Source organism: Stenotrophomonas sp. FBCC-B152, assembly GCF_059134105.1.
This window is the reverse complement of sequence record NZ_CP101442.1, coordinates 3,616,192-3,630,031: the sequence shown is the minus strand read 5'-3', so window position 1 is coordinate 3,630,031 and position 13,840 is coordinate 3,616,192. Positions and strand designations below refer to the sequence as shown.

The 13,840-nt window shown below is 67.3% G+C and carries 13 protein-coding genes; 7 read left to right on the top strand and 6 right to left on the bottom strand.

What is annotated here, in order from left to right; all coding sequences use genetic code 11:
* Window positions 1-76 precede the first annotated feature (76 nt).
* Window positions 77-1,018 carry a DUF808 domain-containing protein gene (locus NMB40_RS16620; protein WP_494359140.1) on the top strand — a complete coding sequence of 314 codons (942 nt, stop codon included), beginning with the start codon at window positions 77-79 and terminating at the stop codon, window positions 1,016-1,018.
* Between the two features lie 2 nt (window positions 1,019-1,020).
* Here NMB40_RS16620 and NMB40_RS16615 read toward each other — a convergent pair whose 3' ends face one another.
* Window positions 1,021-2,568: a GGDEF domain-containing protein gene (locus NMB40_RS16615; protein ID WP_494359139.1), complete on the bottom strand. Its 1,548-nt coding sequence runs from the start codon at window positions 2,566-2,568 to the stop codon at window positions 1,021-1,023.
* Between the two features lie 103 nt (window positions 2,569-2,671).
* Here NMB40_RS16615 and NMB40_RS16610 point away from each other — a divergent pair, with 103 nt between their 5' ends.
* The gene (locus NMB40_RS16610; RefSeq protein ID WP_494359138.1) at window positions 2,672-3,304 is read left to right on the top strand and encodes a Rossmann-fold NAD(P)-binding domain-containing protein; all 633 of its coding nucleotides are present in this window, start codon (window positions 2,672-2,674) and stop codon (window positions 3,302-3,304) included.
* A 68-nt stretch (window positions 3,305-3,372) separates the two neighbouring features.
* On the opposite strand, the gene NMB40_RS16605 is transcribed toward NMB40_RS16610, so the two are convergent.
* From NMB40_RS16605 to pdhA, 4 genes are read right to left on the bottom strand one after another with little or no spacing between them, the layout of a single operon-like run.
* Window positions 3,373-4,764, bottom strand: a complete 1,392-nt coding sequence (locus tag NMB40_RS16605) for a dihydrolipoamide acetyltransferase family protein (protein ID WP_494359137.1) — start codon at window positions 4,762-4,764, stop codon at window positions 3,373-3,375.
* Complete coding sequence (locus NMB40_RS16600) at window positions 4,761-5,114, bottom strand: SH3 domain-containing protein (protein WP_282243224.1); 354 nt, start codon at window positions 5,112-5,114, stop codon at window positions 4,761-4,763. The genes NMB40_RS16605 and NMB40_RS16600 overlap by 4 nt, the downstream gene beginning before the upstream one ends.
* Window position 5,115: 1 nt before the next feature.
* Entirely contained in the window at window positions 5,116-6,183 is a 1,068-nt protein-coding gene (locus NMB40_RS16595; protein WP_068854312.1) for an alpha-ketoacid dehydrogenase subunit beta, read from the bottom strand.
* Window positions 6,176-7,258: a pyruvate dehydrogenase (acetyl-transferring) E1 component subunit alpha gene (pdhA, locus tag NMB40_RS16590; RefSeq protein ID WP_494359136.1), complete on the bottom strand. Its 1,083-nt coding sequence runs from the start codon at window positions 7,256-7,258 to the stop codon at window positions 6,176-6,178. The genes NMB40_RS16595 and pdhA overlap by 8 nt, the downstream gene beginning before the upstream one ends.
* A 337-nt stretch (window positions 7,259-7,595) precedes the next feature.
* Here pdhA and NMB40_RS16585 point away from each other — a divergent pair, with 337 nt between their 5' ends.
* From NMB40_RS16585 to NMB40_RS16570, 4 genes are all read left to right on the top strand, one after another.
* Entirely contained in the window at window positions 7,596-8,474 is an 879-nt protein-coding gene (locus NMB40_RS16585; RefSeq protein ID WP_448143767.1) for a tryptophan 2,3-dioxygenase, read from the top strand.
* 242 nt (window positions 8,475-8,716) lie between these two features.
* The gene (locus NMB40_RS16580) at window positions 8,717-10,219 is read left to right on the top strand and encodes a peptide MFS transporter (protein ID WP_494359135.1); all 1,503 of its coding nucleotides are present in this window, start codon (window positions 8,717-8,719) and stop codon (window positions 10,217-10,219) included.
* 8 nt (window positions 10,220-10,227) lie between these two features.
* On the top strand, window positions 10,228-10,833 hold the full coding sequence (locus NMB40_RS16575; RefSeq protein ID WP_494359134.1) for a thioredoxin family protein: 606 nt from the start codon (window positions 10,228-10,230) through the stop codon (window positions 10,831-10,833).
* A 100-nt stretch (window positions 10,834-10,933) separates the two neighbouring features.
* Window positions 10,934-12,073 carry a hypothetical protein gene (locus NMB40_RS16570; RefSeq protein WP_494359133.1) on the top strand — a complete coding sequence of 380 codons (1,140 nt, stop codon included), beginning with the start codon at window positions 10,934-10,936 and terminating at the stop codon, window positions 12,071-12,073.
* Here NMB40_RS16570 and NMB40_RS16565 read toward each other — a convergent pair whose 3' ends face one another.
* On the bottom strand, window positions 12,074-12,565 hold the full coding sequence (locus NMB40_RS16565) for a MarR family winged helix-turn-helix transcriptional regulator (RefSeq protein ID WP_494359132.1): 492 nt from the start codon (window positions 12,563-12,565) through the stop codon (window positions 12,074-12,076).
* A gap of 129 nt (window positions 12,566-12,694) precedes the next feature.
* Here NMB40_RS16565 and hppD point away from each other — a divergent pair, with 129 nt between their 5' ends.
* Window positions 12,695-13,810, top strand: coding sequence for a 4-hydroxyphenylpyruvate dioxygenase (gene hppD / locus NMB40_RS16560; protein ID WP_494359131.1), 1,116 nt, complete (start codon window positions 12,695-12,697; stop codon window positions 13,808-13,810).
* Window positions 13,811-13,840 lie beyond the last annotated feature (30 nt).

Sequence of the window (13,840 nt, the reverse complement as noted above, 5' to 3'; positions counted from 1 at the left end):
GGTGAATCCGCCCGATCTTCCACGAACGTGGCCGGATCGGTCAGAATCGTCGCCACCCTCTGATTTCTGGATTGCCATGGCCGGTGCCAGCCTGTTTGCGTTGCTCGACGATATTGCCGCCCTGCTGGACGACGTTTCGATATTGACCAAGGTGGCGGCCAAGAAGACCGCCGGCGTGCTGGGCGACGATCTGGCGCTGAACGCGCAGCAGGTGACGGGGGTCAACGCCAACCGCGAACTGCCCGTGGTGTGGGCGGTGGCCAAGGGCTCGCTGGTGAACAAGGCGATCCTGGTGCCGGCGGCGCTGGTGATCAGCGCACTGGAAGCCTGGCTCAAGGGCAAGGGCTACCCGATCCCGATCGTGGTGCCGCTGATGATGATCGGCGGCGCGTTCCTCTGCTACGAAGGCGTGGAAAAGCTGGCGCACCGCTTCCTGCATACGCAGGAGGAAGACGAGCAGCAGAAGGCGGCGCGACTCAAGGCGCTGGCCGACGAAAAGGTCGACATGGTGGCGTGGGAGAAGGACAAGGTGAAGGGCGCGATCCGCACCGACTTCATCCTGTCGGCCGAAATCATCGTGCTGTCACTGGGCGTGGTGTCGGCCGCGCCCTTCATCAACCAGGTCACCGCGCTGGTGGTGATCGCGCTGGGCATGACGGTGTTCGTCTACGGGCTGGTGGCCGGCATCGTCAAGCTGGACGACGCGGGCCTGTATCTGTCGAAGAAGGGCGGCGCGCTGGCCGCGTTCGGCCGCGGCCTGCTGGTGTCCGCACCGTGGCTGATGAAGTTCCTGTCGGTGGCCGGCACCCTGGCCATGTTCCTGGTCGGCGGTGGCATCCTGGTGCACAACGTGCCGGCGGTGCATCACCTCGTGCTGGGTATCGCCGGCAAGGTGGCGCCGTGGGGCTGGCTGGTGGAAGCGGGTGCCAATCTCGTCGTCGGCGTGATCGCCGGCGCGGTGGTGTTGGCGGTAGTAACCGGTATCCAGAAGGCGCGCGGCAAAACCGCCGCGCATTGAGGTTATCCGGCCTGCACGCGGTTCTTGCCGACCCGCTTGGCCGCGTAGAGCGCCGCATCGGCGCGCTTGAGCAGTGCATCGGCGTTCTCACCCGGCTGCCACTGGCTCAGGCCCGCGCTGAAATGCACCAGCACCCGGTGCCCGTCCAGCTCCACCGGCCGCTGCGCCAGCGAGCGCTGCAGGCGCAGCACGGTGGACATGCTGTCCGCGCCCGGGGTTTCCGGCATCAGCAGCACGAACTCGTCGCCACCAATGCGCGCAATCGTATCGGTACTGCGCAGCAACAGCTGGCAGACGGTGACCAGGTGGCGCAGGATCGCGTCGCCCCCGGGATGCCCGTAACTGCTGTTGGTCTGGTGGAAATCGTCCAGGTCCAGCAGCGCCAGCGCCAGCGGATGTGAGTGCCGCTCCGCGCGGGCCAGCTCACGTTCGAGCAGCTCATCGAAACCGCGCCGGTTGAGTGCGCCGGTCAGCGGATCGGTGCGCACCAGCCCGGACACATCGCGCAGTTCCTGTTCGAGTTCGGCAATGCGCGCCTCGGCCTGCTCGACTTCGCGGCGCGCATTGCCCAGATGGTCGCGCGCCTGCAGTGCCTGCTCCTGCACCCGCCCGGTATCCTGCAGCACGTCCTGCAGCAGCTGGTTGAGGTCGGCGATGCTGCGCGCCTCCTTCAATGCGAGCGCATAACTGCTGATCCGGTCGTGGTACTCGCCGGTGCTGACCGCCATCCCCTCCAGGCGTTCGATGAAGCCGCCCATCAGGCTCTTCATGGCCGCCTTGGATTCGACGATGCCCTGCTTGAGCAGGCCCTGCTTGTAGATCACCTCGCGCAGGTTGGCACGCGCCTGCTCGACCGAGTCGCGGTCCAGCGGCCCGCTGATCAGCGCACGCACCGCGTGCACCTGGCCGTGCAGCCAGCTGCTGTCGTCGAGCAGCTCGCCGATGTTGTCCAGCAGCAGGTCGAACAGGCTCAGCAGCAGTTCCTGCTGTTCCTGCCAGCCATCGCTGCGCACCCCGATCTGGTGGGTCAGCTCGCGCAGGCGCAGCTCCAGCGGCTGCAGCGGCTGGCCGGGATGCCACTGGCGCAGGTCGGCGGCCAGCTGCACCGGTTCGTCCTTCAGCTCGGGCATGTTCTGCAGCAGGCTGGCCACGGTCACGCCCAGGGTCAGGCGCAGCAGCTCGCGCAGGCGCAGGCTGTCGGGCTGTCCGTCGGGGCTGTCCTGTTCGATGGTGCGGATGTACTTGTCGATCAGCTGGCGCATGGCGCGGCCATAGCTGACCCAGTCGGCACTGCGTTGCGCCGACTGCAGGCGCAGGCCCATGTCGCCCAGCTCGCCGGGCAGGGTCGACATGCCGTGGGCGAACACGGCCAGCAGCGGTTCGGGCTGGTCGGCCCCGGCGAACAGGCGCTGCAGCATGGCGCTGCTGCCGCCCTTGGCCGCCGGGGCGTCCACGCTCGCGTCGACCACGGTGGCCGATGCCTGGCGGCGCGACAGCAGCCGGCCCACGGCGGTGCCGGGGCTGGGGAGGGCGTCCTGCGGGTCCTTCATGCGGCGGGTCCTGGCAATGTTGGAACGATATCGGCGCCGTTGTCGCCGGCTTGAACGACAGGCTGTGCCACGATGGTAGGCAATCCGGTGGCGGGAGTATGCGATGAAGGTGATGCTGGTTGGGGCCACCGGGCTGGTGGGCGGGCAGGTGCTGCAGCAGCTGCTGGACGATGACCGCTGCGATGCCGTGGTGGCGCCCACGCGCCGGCCCTTGCGCTCATCCTCCCCGGCCCTGCGCAACCCGGTGGTGGACTTCGAGCAGCTGCCGTTGGACGCGGACTGGTGGGCGGTGGACGCGGTGATCTGCGCGCTGGGCAGCACCATCCGGCAGGCCGGCAGTCGCGAGGTGTTCGCCCGGATCGACCATGACTACCCGCTGCAGGTGGCCACGCAGGCCCGGGTGCACGGCGCGCATGCGTTCGTGCTGAACTCGGCGATGGGGGCCGACGCCGGGTCGCGGATCTTCTACAACCAGGTGAAGGGAAGGCTTGAGCAGGACCTGCGCGGTCTCGGCTACCCGTCGCTGACCCTGGTGCGACCGGGCCTGATCGGCGGCGAGCGCAGCGAACGCCGCACCGGCGAACACCTGGCCAGCCTGGTGCTGGGCGCATTGGGCCCCGTGCTGCCCCGCGCGTGGCGGATCAATCCCGCCGAGCGCATCGCCGCCGCGATGGTGGACGCCGCGTTGGAACCCCGCCCTGGCGTGCACATCGTGGGATCCGCCGACCTGGCGTGACCCGGGGCGCCAAACGATGACGGCCACCCTGGGGTGGCCGTCATCGCATCAAACAACCAGGCAGTGGATCAGCTCGCCAGCGCCAGGTCATCCAGCATCGCGCGCAGGAAGCGCGCGGCCTCGCCGCCGGTGGCGGCGCGGTGGTCGAACGTGACCGACAACGGGATCACCTTGTGCGCTTCCACGCCGCCCATCACCGGGGTCATCTGGTGGCGGGCACGGCCGGCACCGACGATGGCCACGCACGGCGGCACCACGACCGGGGTCGCGTAACGGCCGGCGAACATGCCGAAGTTGGACAGCGAGATGGTGTAACCGCTCAGCTCGGACGCGGCGATCGAGCGCGCTTCGACCTGCTCGCGCAGGCGGTTCACGCCTTCGCGGATGCCACGTGCATCCAGCACGTCGGCATTGCGCAGGGCGGGCACGAAGAGGCCATCGTCGGTGTCCACCGCGATGCCCACGTCCACGTGCGCGTGCAGGGTGCGGGTGAGCGCATCGCCATCGAACCAGGCATTGAGCGCCGGCACCTTCTGGCAGCCCACCACGATCGCGCGCACCAGGCGGGCGGTGACGTCGTTGCCCGGCACCCAGGCGTGGATGTCGGCATCGTCGTTCAGCGTGGTCGGCACGACCTTGCTGTGCGCATCGGCCATCACCCGCGCCATGTTGCGGCGCACGCCCTTGAGCGGTTCCGGCTGGCCCTTGGCGACCACGCCCGGCGGCTGGGTGCGCATCGGCTTGCCCGCGGCGGACAACGGCGCGCGGGTGTCGGCGGCACGGGCCACCGGTGCGGCAGCGGCGACCGGGGCAGCAGCCACCGGTGCCGGCGCGGCGCCGAGCTTGGCGCTGCCATCGGCGGCGGCCTGCTTGACGTCGGCCATGGTCACCGCGCCATCGGCGCCGGTGGCACGCACGCGGGCCAGGTCCACGCCCAGCTTGCGCGCGGTGGCACGCACGGCCGGCACGGCCTTGACCCCGCCGACCGCCACCGCCTGTTCGGCATGCACGGCATTGGAGCTCTGCATCGCGCCGACCACGGTGCCGGCGTCATCGCGCTCGGCGCCCGGCTTGGCGATCTCGCCACCGTCATCGGACGCCACCACCTTGTCCGGCTGGGCCGGGGCAGCCTGGCCGGTGCTCGGCGTGGGCGCCGGTGCGGCATGGCCGTGGCTGTGGCCGGTGTCCTGGCCATCGGCGCGCTGCGGCAGGTTCGGGTCCAGTTCGAACTGGGCCAGCACGCTGCCGGTGGGAATGATGTCGCCGGCACCGCCGGCCAGCTTCAGCACCTTGCCGGAGAACGGCGAGGGCACTTCAACCACGGCCTTGGCGGTCTCCATGGAGACCAGCGGCTCGTCGAGCGTGATCACGTCGCCTTCCTTGACGAACCACTCGACGATGGTGGCGTCGGGCAGGCCTTCGCCGAGGTCGGGCAGGTGGAAATTCTTGTTCTCACTCATGTGCATTTCTCTTCCAGCAGTTCGAGATCGCGGGCCGGCAGCCAGCCCGTCGCGCCGTTCGCGCGTTCAGACCACCACCAGCCGCCGTGTTCATGATGCAGCTTGACCATTTCACCGCTGTCCACGTCCAGTTCGCGGGCGTCATAGTCGCGCAGGGCCTCTGCGCGGCCATCGTCCAGCAACTGCAACCACGCCACCGGTGCCCAGCCGGCACGCCCGTCATCGGTGCGTACCCAGGCAAACGCCGGCCATTCCTCGTCACGAACACCCAGTTCGACGATCTGGCCGGTGCGGAACCGGAGCGGGTTGGGGTACTGGCTGCGGTACGGGCCCAGAAGTCTGGCCCGCATGTCAGCCCGCCGCCACCGCGCGTTTGGCCGCGCTCACGATCCGGTCCACGCTGGGCAGGTACTTCATTTCCAGGCGGAACAGCGGAATGTGGGTGTCGTAGCCGGTGACACGTTCGACCGGTGCCAGCAGGTCGTACAGCGATTCCTCGGCCAGGCGCGCGGCGATTTCAGCGCCGAAGCCCGCGGTCTTCGGGGCTTCCTGCACGATCACGCAGCGGCCGGTCTTGGCCACCGATTCGGCGATGGTGGCGAAGTCGAGCGGGCGCAGCGTGGCCACGTCGATCACTTCGGCACTGATGCCTTCGCCGGCCAGCTTGTCGGCCGCTTCCAGTGCTTCCTTCACCTGCGCGCCCCAGGTCACCAGGGTCACGTCGGTGCCGTCGCGCAGCACGAAGCAGACGTCCAGCGGCAGCGCTTCGCCATCGTTGACCACCACTTCCTTGTACTGGCGGTAGATGCGCTTGGGTTCCATGTAGATCACCGGATCCGGTTCGCGGATCGCGGCCAACAGCAGGCCATAGGCACGCTGCGGCGAGGACGGCAGCACCACGCGCAGGCCCGGCACGTTGGTGAAGATCGCCTCGTTGGCTTCGCTGTGGTGTTCCGGCGCACGGATGCCGCCGCCCCACGGCACGCGCAGCACCATCGGGCAGTGCAGGCGGCCACGCGTGCGGTAACGCAGGCGTGCGGCGTGGCAGATGATGTGGTCCACCATCGGGTACATGAAGCCGTCGAACTGGGCTTCGGCCACCGGCTTCATGCCCTGCGCGGCCAGGCCGATGGTCAGGCCGGCGATGGTGGTTTCATCCAGCGGGGTGTCCAGGATGCGGTCGGCGCCGAAGCGCTGCTGCAGGCCGGCGGTGGCGCGGAACACGCCGCCGTTGACGCCGACATCCTCGCCCAGCACCAGCACCGATTTGTCGTGTTCCAGCTCCCACGCCAAGGCCTGGGTGATGGCTTCGATGAGGGTGATGGGGGTGGTGGTCATGCTCTCTTCTCCGCGCGCGATGGCAGCGCTGTCGGCGGCGTTGGTCTGCGCGCCGGGCGCGCCGTTCTTGATCTCATCCATGGCGCTGCTCCAGGGCGATCGCCTGTGCGCGCTGGACCAGCAGGTCCTGCGGCGGATCGGCATACAGGAAGTCGAACATCGCCTCGACCGGCTGCACCGGGGTGTTGAGGTACAGGTTCACCTCTTCATCCACGCGCTTGCCGCATTCCACGGTCCAGGCCTGTTCCTCTTCCTCGCTCCACACGCCGGCACCGATCAGGTACTTGCGCAGGCGCAGCATCGGCTCGCGCTGCCAGGCATCCTTGACCTCGGCATCGTCGCGGTAGCGGCGCGCGTCATCGGCGGTGGTGTGGTCGGACAGGCGGTAGGTCATCAGTTCCAGCACCGTGCCGCCGTCGCCGGCCAGCGCGCGTTCGCGTGCGTGCAGCATGGCGGCCATCACCGCGATCAGGTCGTTGCCGTCTACCTGCAGGCAGTGCAGGCCACCGGCCAGGCCCTTCTGCGCCAGCGTTTCGGCACCGGTCTGGGCCGAGCGCGGGACCGAGATGGCCCAGCCGTTGTTGACGATGCACAGGATCAGCGGGAGCTTGTAGGCACCGGCCGAGTTCAATGCTGCGTAGAAGTCGGTCTTGGAGCTGCCACCGTCACCGCAGACAGCCACGGCGATCTGCTTTTCCTGGTTGAGCTTGAACTTCAGCGCAGCGCCGGCGGCGTGCAGGCACTGGGTGGAAATCGGCACGCAGAACGGGAAGTCCTTGGCCGCATTGCCGCCGTAGTCGTTGCCACGCTCGTCGCCGCCCCAGTACATCAGGACGTCGCGCGGGCGCACGCCACGCATGAACATCGCGCCGTACTCGCGGTAGGACGGCGCGAACACGTCGTCCTTCTGCATGGAAGCGCCGATGCCGACATGGGCGGCTTCGTGGCCCAGGCAGGCGGCATAGGTACCCAGCTTGCCGGTGCGCTGCAACGCGATCGACTTGCCGTCGAACACGCGCACGAACAGCATCTGCTTGAACATCGGCAGCAGCGCGCGCGGGTCGCGCAGGGCTTCGGGCAGGTCATCGCGGACGAGCGTGCCGTCCGTGTCCAGGTACTGCAGGTATTCGATCTTGAACTCAGCGGCAACCGTCATTGCGTACTGCACCTTCGACAGGAAGTTACAAATGATATGAATTGCCATGTTAAGGACGGCGTATGAAAAAGGCGTCCTGCGGCGCAGCATACTGTCCCGGGGGACATCGGCCCGGTATACCCCATCAGGGGCCCGCAACGCCAATGGCGTCAACGTATTCAGTTGTATCAACGGGGCATGAGCGGACCGTGGCAGGCCGCTGTCCGGCAGGCGGGCAACCCCGCCCGCCGCGCAGATTCGGGTCCCCGGTCGGCCACCACACGCCTGCGCATGGCATCTCCCACCCGCCGGTGCAGGCGGTGCGCTACCCTTTTGGCCCCCTCCAGCGGCCCCCGCCATGTCTGTCGACAAGAACCAACGCGACCTTGAAGCCGGTATCCACACCGATCTGGAGGGGCGCCTGACCTACGGCGGCTACCTGCGGCTGGACCAGCTGCTCTCGGCGCAGCAGCCGCTGTCCAACCCGCCGCACCACGACGAGATGCTCTTCATCATCCAGCACCAGACCTCGGAGCTGTGGCTGAAGCTGCTTGCGCACGAGCTGCGCGCGGCGATCGGGTTCCTGCAGCGCGACCAGGTCTGGCAGTGCCAGAAGGTGCTGGCGCGCAGCAAGCAGGTGCTGCGCCAGCTGACCGAGCAGTGGTCGGTGCTGGAAACGCTGACCCCTTCGGAGTACATGGGCTTCCGCGATGTGCTCGGCCCGTCGTCTGGTTTCCAGTCGCTGCAGTACCGCTACATCGAATTCCTGCTGGGCAACAAGAACGCGCAGATGCTGCAGGTGTTCTCGCACGACCCGGCCGGCCAGGCCCAATTGCAGGAGGTGCTGGACGCGCCCAGCCTGTACGAGGAATTCCTGCGTTACCTGGCCCGCTTCGGGCATGCCATCCCGGCGGGCTACATCGACCGCGACTGGCGGCAGCCGCACGTGGCCGACGATGCGCTGCACCCGGTGTTCGAGCGGATCTACCAGAACACCGACCGCTACTGGCGCGAGTACGCGCTGTGCGAGGACCTGGTGGACCTGGAAACCGCCTTCCAGCTCTGGCGCTTCCGCCACATGCGCACCGTGATGCGGGTGATCGGCTTCAAGCGTGGCACCGGCGGCTCCAGCGGGGTGGGGTTCCTGCGCCAGGCGCTGGAGCTGACCTTCTTCCCGGAACTGTTCCAGGTGCGCACCACGATCCGCAACGACGACCCGATGCCGCCGGACGCCTGAGCCGGCGGGGGGCGCGGCTGGCCCATTCATGTTTTCCCGCCGCATCCCCCTTACGGTGCGGCAGGCCCCGCCGTTGCTGCGCTGGCGGCCGTGGGGCGGTAGTTGCAGATGCAAGTTCAGCGACCATGCGGCCAGCTGCACAGATTGGTGTGTATTTGACGTGAACGCCGTTGTTCTGGGATTCTCCCGCGTTGTTTCGCACATCGGACGTGCATGTCTTCCACCGAACCCAGGAATCCCGCATGAGCGTAGACGCCGCCGCGAAATCCGTTCCCGAACCGGCGCTGCCGGAGTTCAAGACCACGCTGGGCCACCCGCGCCCGCTGTGGATGCTGTTCATGACCGAGTTCTGGGAGCGCTTCGCGTTCTACGGGATCCGCTGGGCGCTGGTGCTGTACATCGTGGCCCAGTTCTTCGACGGCGACTCGGCCGGGCAGGCTGCGGCCAGCCGCACCTACGGTGCCTACCTGGCGCTGGTGTATGCCGCGGCCATCTTTGGTGGCTACGTGGCCGACCGCGTGCTGGGGTACCAGCGCTCGATCCTGACCGGCGCGGTGATCATGGCCGCCGGCCTGTTCATGGTCGCCATGCCGAACAAGGAAGTGTTCGAGTTCGGCCTGGCCACGATCATCATCGGCAACGGCCTGTTCAAGCCGAACATCTCCACCATGGTCGGCAAGCTGTACGGCCTGAAGGATGAGCGCCGCGATTCGGGCTTCACCATCTTCTACATGGGCATCAACATCGGCGCGATGATCGCCCCGGTGTTCACCCAGTACCTGGCCGAAAAGGTCTTCGGTACCGAAGCCATGCCGGCCTACAAGATGGTGTTCATCGCCTCGGGCGTCGGGATGCTGCTGAGCCTGGTGTGGTTCTACATCGGCCGCGCCGGCCTGAAGGGCATCGGCGCACCGCCGGCCGGTGGTGAAGGCCTGGGCCGCGTGGTGATGGTGTTCGTCGGCTCGCTGGTGGCCATTCCGGTGGCCTACTTCCTGCTGTCCACCGGCGCGACCGCGCTGGCCTGGATCCTGGGTGTGATGTTCATTGCCCTGGGCGTGCTGCTGCTGGTCGAAGGCATCCGCGAAGGCAAGGTCCAGCGCGACCGCGTGATCGCCATGCTGATCATCTTCACCTTCAACGTGATGTTCTGGATGTTCTTCGAACAGGCCGGCAGCTCCTTCACCTTCCTGGCCGACGAGATCGTCAACCGCAAGCTGGGCAACTGGACCTTCCCGACCGCGTGGTTCCAGTCGGTGAACTCGGTGGCCATCATCGCGCTGGCGCCGATCATTGCCTGGATCTGGATCAAGCTGGGCCGTGCCAACCCGTCCATTCCGCGCAAGTTCGGCCTGGGCCTGCTGTTCAATGGCGCCGCGTTCGCGCTGCTGATGCTGGCGCTGTCGAGCATGGTGGTGGATGGCAAGATCCCGTTCTGGACGCTGTTCATGGTCTACGTGATCCAGTCCGTCGGTGAGCTGTGCCTGTCGCCGATCGGCCTGTCGATGGTGACCAAGCTGGCCCCGGTGCGCCTGGTCGGCTTCGGCATGGGCGGCTGGTTCCTGTCCACCGGCATTGGCAACAACCTGTCGGGCATCTTCGCCGGCATCGTCAGCGGCGAAAGCGGCATGACCGTCGAATCGGCGCTGACCGGTTACACCTTCGGTTTCTGGGCGTTGATGGGCTCGGGCGTGCTGCTGTTCCTGATCGCCCCGCTGATCAACAAGCTGATGCACGGCGTCAAGTGAGGTCTGCGATGCGCATGAAAACGCGGTGGTCCCCGATGCTCCTGGCCGGCCTGCTGGCCGCCTGTTCGCCATCGGCGCCCACTGCCGCACCTGCGCAGCCGCTGGACACCACCGAACAGAAGCCACCGGTGGCCGATCCCGGCCAGCCGGTGGCCTCGGGCAACACCCCGGCCGCGGCGGATGTCGCCGCGGTCGCCGGGCTCAACGCGCAGTTCGATCCGGCCCGCGACCCGGTCGCCGACCTGGCCACGGCCAAGGTCGAGGCCCAGCGCGGTGGCAAGCGGATCGTGCTGGACGTGGGTGGGGAGTGGTGCTCGTGGTGCCACCTGCTGGACGCGTTCATCGAGGGGGATGCGGAGATCCGCAGCTTCCGCGATGCCAACTACGTCTGGATGAAGGTCAACTACAGCGAAGACAACGAAAACGCCGCCTTCCTGTCGCAGTTCCCGCAGATCAAGGGCTACCCGCACCTGTTCGTGCTGGATGCGCAGGGCACGCTGCTGCATTCGCAGTTCACCGGCGAACTGGAGGCCGACAAGGGCCAGCCCAAGGGCTACAACCGCGAACGCTTCCTTGCCTTCATGAAGGAATGGGCGCCGCCGAAGGCGCCCTGACCGGAACAGGAAATGCCGCGATCATCGCGGCATTTTTTTGTCCGCCCTACAGATGCCCGTTTCGCTGCCGCTATGTCCAAGGACCTCATGGATTGAACGCATGCAGCCCGGCGCCAGCGACAGCACATCGGATATCTCCCTGGACGCCGCCGTCGGCGTGAGCCTGCCGCCCTCGGATGTCCTGCTGGACGACCACTCGGCGCACGACGCAGGCAGCGAGGCGGACACCCCGGCACCCGGGGCCACGCTCTATCGCCTGCCGCAGGTGTCGGTGCCCGACAACGTGCTGCTCAAGGCGGCGGTGCAGAAGCTGGTCGAACAGAAGGCCCAACTCGACCAGCTGGCCCGCAACCCCGCGCTGATAGGCCTGCTGCCCAGCGAATGGCAGGGCACCGGCACGCGCGGGGTGGACCTGCAGGCCTTCGTGCTCTCGGTGCTGCCCTACCTGCACAACGCCACCAAGGCCGAAACCGCGCCTGCGCGGCTGCCGCTCAAGCACGTGCTGGGCGACAGCGGCCGTTGGGACCAGGCCGATGTGGCCGAGCCGAAGTCGCTGGCGTTCTTCCTGGCCAGCGATGACCGCGCCACGGCAGGCGTGAAGGATCCGGCGGAGGCCTACCTGGTTGCCCCTCTGGGCCTGGCCTGGGCGCACGAGGGCCGCACCCGGCCCGGATTCCTGCGCGACATGGGCTACACCAGCATGGCCGCGCGCGTGCACGTGCTGCCGTACCCGGAGCCGGGCCAGCTGGCGCTGTACAGCGTCGTGGCCAACGGCGTGGCCCAGGTCTGGTGCGTGCTGGACCGGCGCAAGCTGCGGCCGCTGCTGGCGCCGTGGCTGAGCGTGCCGGTGCTGACGGCCTATGGGGTCACTGCGCCCGTGACGTGGCCGACCTCGTATCCGTCGATCGACGAGGTGGCGCGCGCGCTGGCCACCGCCCGCGCCGGCAAGGGCCCGGTGGAAGTGGACCTGCCCAAGGTAGCCGCCAAGATCGCCGACGATGCCTCGGGCGAAACCTGGATGCCGGTCAGCCTGCTCCAGGTCGGCACCTGGGCGCCGCGCTGGCGCTACTTTCTGGCCACCTTCATCGCGCTGCCGGCCGCGCTTCTGGTAATCGCCGCGCTGGCCCTGCCAGGTGCGCTGGAAGCAGCTGCGGTGGCGGCATCACTGGGCCTGGCCGCCGGCGCCATCGGCGCGTTGGCCGCCCCGTGGGTACACGCGCGGCGCAAGCACCTCAGTTGATCAGCCTTCATCCATCCGCTGCAGGCCTTCGCCGGCCAGGCGCAGGATCAGCTTCTCCAGCATCTGCTCCTCCTCCTCGCTCAGCACCGACATCAGCTTGCGGGTGATCTCGATCACCAGCGGGGCGATGGTCTCGTAGACCTCGAACCCGGCCGCCGACAGCGCCAGCACCGAGCGTCGGCGGTCATCGCCGTGGGTTTCACGCTTGATGAAGCCGCGTTCGAGCAGTCTGGCCACGGCCCGGCTGACCGCCACCTTGTCCATCGCGGTGCGGTCGGAGACCTCGCTCGCCGATGAGCCCGGGTACAGCGCCAGAATGGTGATCACCCGCCATTCGGGAATCGCCAGACCGTAGCGGTCCCCATACAGCTTGGCGATGTTGCCGCTGACCCGGTTGGACAAAACGCTCAGCCGGTACGGCAGGAACTGCTCCAGGTCGAGCAGGGCGTGCGTGGCGCGGATGGTCTGGCTGCTGGGATCGGGTGGGCTCATGCTGCGGTGCACCTTGATGGTGGTTTCATGTGAAACTATAACCTTCTTTCCGGACTCCGCATTCTCGCGGGTCTGCCTTCCGCCCGCACCTGGTTTTTTTCCGGGGGTGGGCCGCTTTGGAGCCACGTCATGAGCAGCCAGCCCGCAACCGCGTCGCACGCCCCCAACCCGGGCATGCAGGTCACCACCTTCGAGAACCCGATGGGCATCGATGGGTTCGAATTCGTTGAATTCGCCGCGCCGGCCGGACGTGGCGCCGAGCTCCACGATTACTTCCGCAAGATGGGCTTCACCGCGGTGCTGCGCCACAAGCAGCGCGCCATCACCGTGTACCGCCAGGGCGGGGTGAACTTCCTGGTCAACGAAGAACCCGATTCGTTCGCGTCGGACTTCGCCGAGAAGCACGGCCCGTGCGCCTGTGGTTTCGCCATCCGCTTCCAGAAGCCGGGCGATCAGGTGTTCCAGATGGCGCTTGGCAACGGTGCCGAAGCGATCGACTTCAAGCCGGAAACCAAGGCCGTGCCGGCCCCGATCATCAAGGGCATCGGCGACTGCATGCTGTACCTGGTGGACCGTTATGGCGCCGCCGGCAGCATGTTCGATACCGACTACGCACCGATCGAAGGCGTGGACCAGAACCCGGTCGGGTTCGGCCTGACCTTCATCGACCACCTGACCCACAACCTGTACTTCGGCAACATGCAGCAGTGGTCGGACTATTACGAGCGCCTGTTCAACTTCCGCGAAATCCGCTACTTCGACATCAAGGGCCTCAAGACCGGCCTGGTGTCCAAGGCGATGACCGCACCGGACGGCATCGTGCGCATTCCGCTCAATGAATCGTCCGACCCGAAGAGCCAGATCAACGAATACCTGGACGCCTACAAGGGCGAGGGGATCCAGCACATCGCCTGCTTCACCGAAAACATCTACGACACCGTCGAGGCGATGCGTGCGCAGGGCGTGGAGTTCCTGGACACACCGGACACCTACTTCGACGTGATCGACATGCGCGTGCCCGGCCATGGTGAAGACGTGGCGCGCCTGGCGAAGAACAAGATCCTGATCGATGCGGATCCGGAGACCAAGCAGCGCAAGCTGCTGCAGATCTTCACCACCAACTGCATCGGCCCGATCTTCTTCGAGATCATCCAGCGCAAGGGCAATGAAGGGTTTGGCGAAGGCAACTTCACCGCGCTGTTCGAAAGCATCGAGCGCGACCAGATCAAGCGCGGCGTGCTGTAATTCCATCTCGCTGTCTTCCAGGACCCGACC

Excerpts from the sequence above, each read along its gene's own strand:
- pdhA (WP_494359136.1), bottom strand. The coding sequence starts at position 7,258 with ATGACGGTTGCCGCTGAGTTCAAGATCGAATACCTGCAGTACCTGGAC.
- NMB40_RS16620 (WP_494359140.1), top strand. The coding sequence starts at position 77 with ATGGCCGGTGCCAGCCTGTTTGCGTTGCTCGACGATATTGCCGCCCTG.
- NMB40_RS16565 (WP_494359132.1), bottom strand. The coding sequence starts at position 12,565 with ATGAGCCCACCCGATCCCAGCAGCCAGACCATCCGCGCCACGCACGCC.
- NMB40_RS16580 (WP_494359135.1), top strand. The coding sequence starts at position 8,717 with ATGAGCGTAGACGCCGCCGCGAAATCCGTTCCCGAACCGGCGCTGCCG.
- NMB40_RS16600 (WP_282243224.1), bottom strand. The coding sequence starts at position 5,114 with ATGCGGGCCAGACTTCTGGGCCCGTACCGCAGCCAGTACCCCAACCCG.
- NMB40_RS16585 (WP_448143767.1), top strand. The coding sequence starts at position 7,596 with ATGTCTGTCGACAAGAACCAACGCGACCTTGAAGCCGGTATCCACACC.
- NMB40_RS16570 (WP_494359133.1), top strand. The coding sequence starts at position 10,934 with ATGCAGCCCGGCGCCAGCGACAGCACATCGGATATCTCCCTGGACGCC.
- NMB40_RS16595 (WP_068854312.1), bottom strand. The coding sequence starts at position 6,183 with ATGGATGAGATCAAGAACGGCGCGCCCGGCGCGCAGACCAACGCCGCC.
- NMB40_RS16575 (WP_494359134.1), top strand. The coding sequence starts at position 10,228 with ATGCGCATGAAAACGCGGTGGTCCCCGATGCTCCTGGCCGGCCTGCTG.
- hppD (WP_494359131.1), top strand. The coding sequence starts at position 12,695 with ATGAGCAGCCAGCCCGCAACCGCGTCGCACGCCCCCAACCCGGGCATG.
- NMB40_RS16605 (WP_494359137.1), bottom strand. The coding sequence starts at position 4,764 with ATGAGTGAGAACAAGAATTTCCACCTGCCCGACCTCGGCGAAGGCCTG.
- NMB40_RS16610 (WP_494359138.1), top strand. The coding sequence starts at position 2,672 with ATGAAGGTGATGCTGGTTGGGGCCACCGGGCTGGTGGGCGGGCAGGTG.
- NMB40_RS16615 (WP_494359139.1), bottom strand. The coding sequence starts at position 2,568 with ATGAAGGACCCGCAGGACGCCCTCCCCAGCCCCGGCACCGCCGTGGGC.